The organism is Sandarakinorhabdus sp. (assembly GCF_040398645.1).
GTDB lineage: Bacteria > Pseudomonadota > Alphaproteobacteria > Sphingomonadales > Sphingomonadaceae > Sandarakinorhabdus.
On the sequence record NZ_JBBATR010000068.1, the window covers coordinates 7,977 to 11,386 of the forward strand.

Genomic DNA, 3,410 nt, shown 5'->3' on the forward strand with positions numbered 1-3,410 from the left:
GCGGGCAGATCATCGGCGATGTTGAAAATGCCGGCTGGCCCGCCGTGCATGCTGGCCAGCACGGCGCCGGCAATATCATCGACATGAATGCGGCTGAACACATGGCCGGGCAGATCGATGCGCGCAACTGGCCCGGCGCGCACACGGTCGAGCGCGCTGCGGCCTGGGCCGTAAATGCCCGGCAAGCGAAACACGCGGGACTGCGGGTGCAGCGCTTCCCAGTGTTCATCGGCCAGATTGCGGCCGGACCGGCGGCCCAGGCGCGGCGCGCCTTCATCCACCCATGCCCCGCCAGCATCGCCATAAACGCCGGTCGAGGACAAATAGCCCAGCCATTTTGCCGGCGCTTGCGCAAGTGCCGCTTGGTGCGCGTCCAGCACCGGATCACGGCCATCCGCAGCCGGCGGCACCGATGACAGGATGTGCGTTGCAGCAGCGATCACCGCCGGCAATTCCGGGCTGTCCAGCGTGAGCACACCGGGGCCGGGCCGCGAACGCACCGCCGTAACCGCAAAGCCGGCGGCCTGCGCCCCGGCCGCGATAGTTCCAGCGCTGTAGCCAAGGCCAAGAACAAGCAGGTGCATGGCCAATGACTAGGCGAAGGCGCCGCCCGGCGCCAGCGTTACTGCGCGGTTTGGGGCCGGCTGCGCCGCAGGTCCCGCCGCTCGCCGGCCGCTGCCAGAAACCACTTTCGTTTGGCCGGCCTTTCGCGCACGGTATGGCTATGTCTGACGCCCGCAACACCCCGCACCTGACCGATACACGCCTGTCGGAATATAGCCCGCCCGATTGGCTGGTGCCCGAAGTGCAGCTTGATTTTCGGCTTGATGCAGCCCGCACGGTGGTGAAGGCGCGGCTGGTGGTGGTGCGCAGCGGCAGCCACACGCGCCCGCTGCGGCTGGACGGCCAAGGCTTTGAAACAACTGCTCTTGCCGTGGACGGGCAGGCCATGCCGGCGCTGCCCGATCATGATGTTTTGCGCATCGATATCGCTGGCGACACCGCCGTGATCGAAACCGAAGTTGTGCTGCATCCCGCGCGCAACACGCGGCTGATGGGCCTTTATGCCAGCGAAGGCCGGCTGGTGACGCAGTGCGAAGCCGAAGGCTTTCGGTCGATCACCTGGTTTCCGGATCGCCCGGATATATTGTCGCGATATTCGGTGCGGCTGGAAGCGGACAAGGTGCTGTTTCCGGTGCTGCTGTCCAACGGCGATCGCGGCGCGGCGGCTGATTTGCCGGGCGGCCGCCATGAAATCATCTGGACCGATCCCTGGCCCAAGCCGAGCTATTTGTTCGCGCTGGTGGCCGGGCAATTGAGCGCGCTGCACGATGATTTCACCACCGCCAGCGGCCGCCACGTGCGGTTGGCGATCTGGACGGCTGCTGCCGATGTGCCGCGCTGCGCCCACGCCATGGCGGCCCTGAAGGCCAGCATGGCCTGGGATGAGCGTGTGTATGGCCGCGAATATGATCTGGACGAATTCAACATCGTGGCGGTGGCCGATTTCAACGCCGGCGCGATGGAGAACAAGGGCCTCAACATCTTCAACAGCAAATATATATTGGCCGACAGCGACACCGCCACTGACATGGATTTCGATGGTGTTGCCGGGGTGGTCGCGCATGAATATTTCCACAATTGGACTGGCAACCGGGTCACCTGCCGGGACTGGTTCCAATTGAGCCTGAAAGAAGGGCTGACCGTGTTTCGCGATCAGCAGTTCTCGGCTGATCAGGGCAGCGCCGCCGTGCGCCGCATCGATGATGTGCGGGCCTTGCGCGCTGTGCAATTTCCCGAAGATGCCGGGCCCTTGGCGCACCCGATCCGGCCCGACCATTATGTCGAAATCGCCAATTTCTACACCGCCACCATCTACAACAAGGGCGCCGAAGTGATCCGCATGCTGCACAGCATGCTGGGCGTGGATGGCTTCCGCCGCGGCACCGATCTGTATTTTGACCGTCACGACGGCCAGGCGGTGACCTGCGAGGATTGGCTGGCGGCCATGGAAGCCGCGGGCGCCATCGATCTGGGCCAGTTCCGCCGCTGGTATGACCAGGCCGGCACGCCGCGGGTGGCGGTGGAAACCCGGCAGACCGGCAGCAATGTGGAAATCACGCTGCGGCAATCGGTGCCGGCCACGCCCGGCCAACCGCACAAGCAGCCGGTGCACATGCCGTTTCGGGTCGCGTTGATCGGGCGCAGCAGCGGTGCGCGGCTGGGTGACGAACTGCTGGTGCAAATCCGTGAGCCGGTCACGCACCTGACCTTTGCGGACATTGGCGAACCAGCGGTGCCCAGCCTGAACCGGGGTTTTTCAGCGCCGGTGGTGGTGGACGCGGCGCTCACCCGCGCCGATCTGGCGTTTCTGGCGGCGCATGATGATGATCCGTTCGCGCGCTGGGAGGCGTTTCAGCAATTGGCATTGTCGGTGCTGGCCACCGATGACGATCCCGCCGCGCTGGTGACCGCCGTGCGCGGTACCTTGTCCGATACCGGCCTGGATGCGGCGTTCAAGGGCGAAGCCGTGCTGCTGCCCACCGAAAGCTTCATTGGTGATGCCGCCGAAGTGGTGGCCGTGGACGCCATTCACCGCCGCCGCGAAACGGCTCGGCAGGCCATCGCCGCTGAACTGCAGCCGCTGTGGTGGGAAGCCTACCGGGCGCATGCCGGTGCCGGCACAGCGCAGACGCCGCAGGCCAAGGGCGCGCGCCGGCTGGCCAATGTCGCGCTGGGCTATCTGGTGGCGGCCGGTTCGGACGATGCCTTTGCGGCTGCCCTTGCGCAATATGACACGGCGCAAACCATGACCGACCGCATGGGCGCGATGACCGCGCTGGTGAACAGCCCGTCGCCGCACCGAGGCGCTGTGCTGGCGGATTTCCATGCGCGCTTTGCAGGCAACAATGATGTGATCGACAAATGGTTTGGCGTGCAGGCGCTGGCCAATCGGCCTGAGGTGCTGGCGGATGTGCGGCGGCTGCTTGTTCACGCCGATTTCAGCCTCACCAATCCCAACCGGCTGCGCAGCCTGATCGGGGCATTTGCGGCCAATCAGCGTTGGTTCCACGCAATTGACGGCGAAGGCTATCGTCTGCTGGCCGATCAACTGATCGCCGTTGACCGCATCAACCCGCAAAGCGCCGCGCGGCTGGCTGTGCCGCTGGGCCGCTGGCGGCGGTTTGACAGCGTGCGCGCCGACCTTATGCGCGCTGAGCTGGAGCGGGTGCTGGCGGCACCGAGCATGTCAAAAGATGTGCTGGAAATGGCCTCGCGGGCGCTGGCTTGAAACCAGCTGTGACGATCACCGATTTGCCGCTGCCGCTGTTCTATCATGCTGATTATGCGCCTGAATTGCCGCCCGGCCACCGCTTCCCGATGTCCAAATATGCGCTGCTGCCCGGCGC

The 3,410-nt window shown here is 65.4% G+C and carries 2 protein-coding genes; one reads left to right on the top strand and one right to left on the bottom strand.

Annotated features, from left to right (window positions below):
- On the bottom strand, nt 1-584 hold a 584-nt coding region (locus tag ABWP50_RS11980), incomplete at its 3' end, for a Rossmann-fold NAD(P)-binding domain-containing protein (protein ID WP_353218220.1).
- Nucleotides 585-724: 140 nt separating this feature from the next.
- On the opposite strand from ABWP50_RS11980, the gene pepN reads away from it, so the two are divergent.
- Nucleotides 725-3,292, top strand: a complete 2,568-nt coding sequence (gene pepN / locus ABWP50_RS11985; protein WP_353218223.1) for an aminopeptidase N — start codon at nt 725-727, stop codon at nt 3,290-3,292.
- The last annotated feature ends 118 nt before the right edge of the window (nt 3,293-3,410 follow it).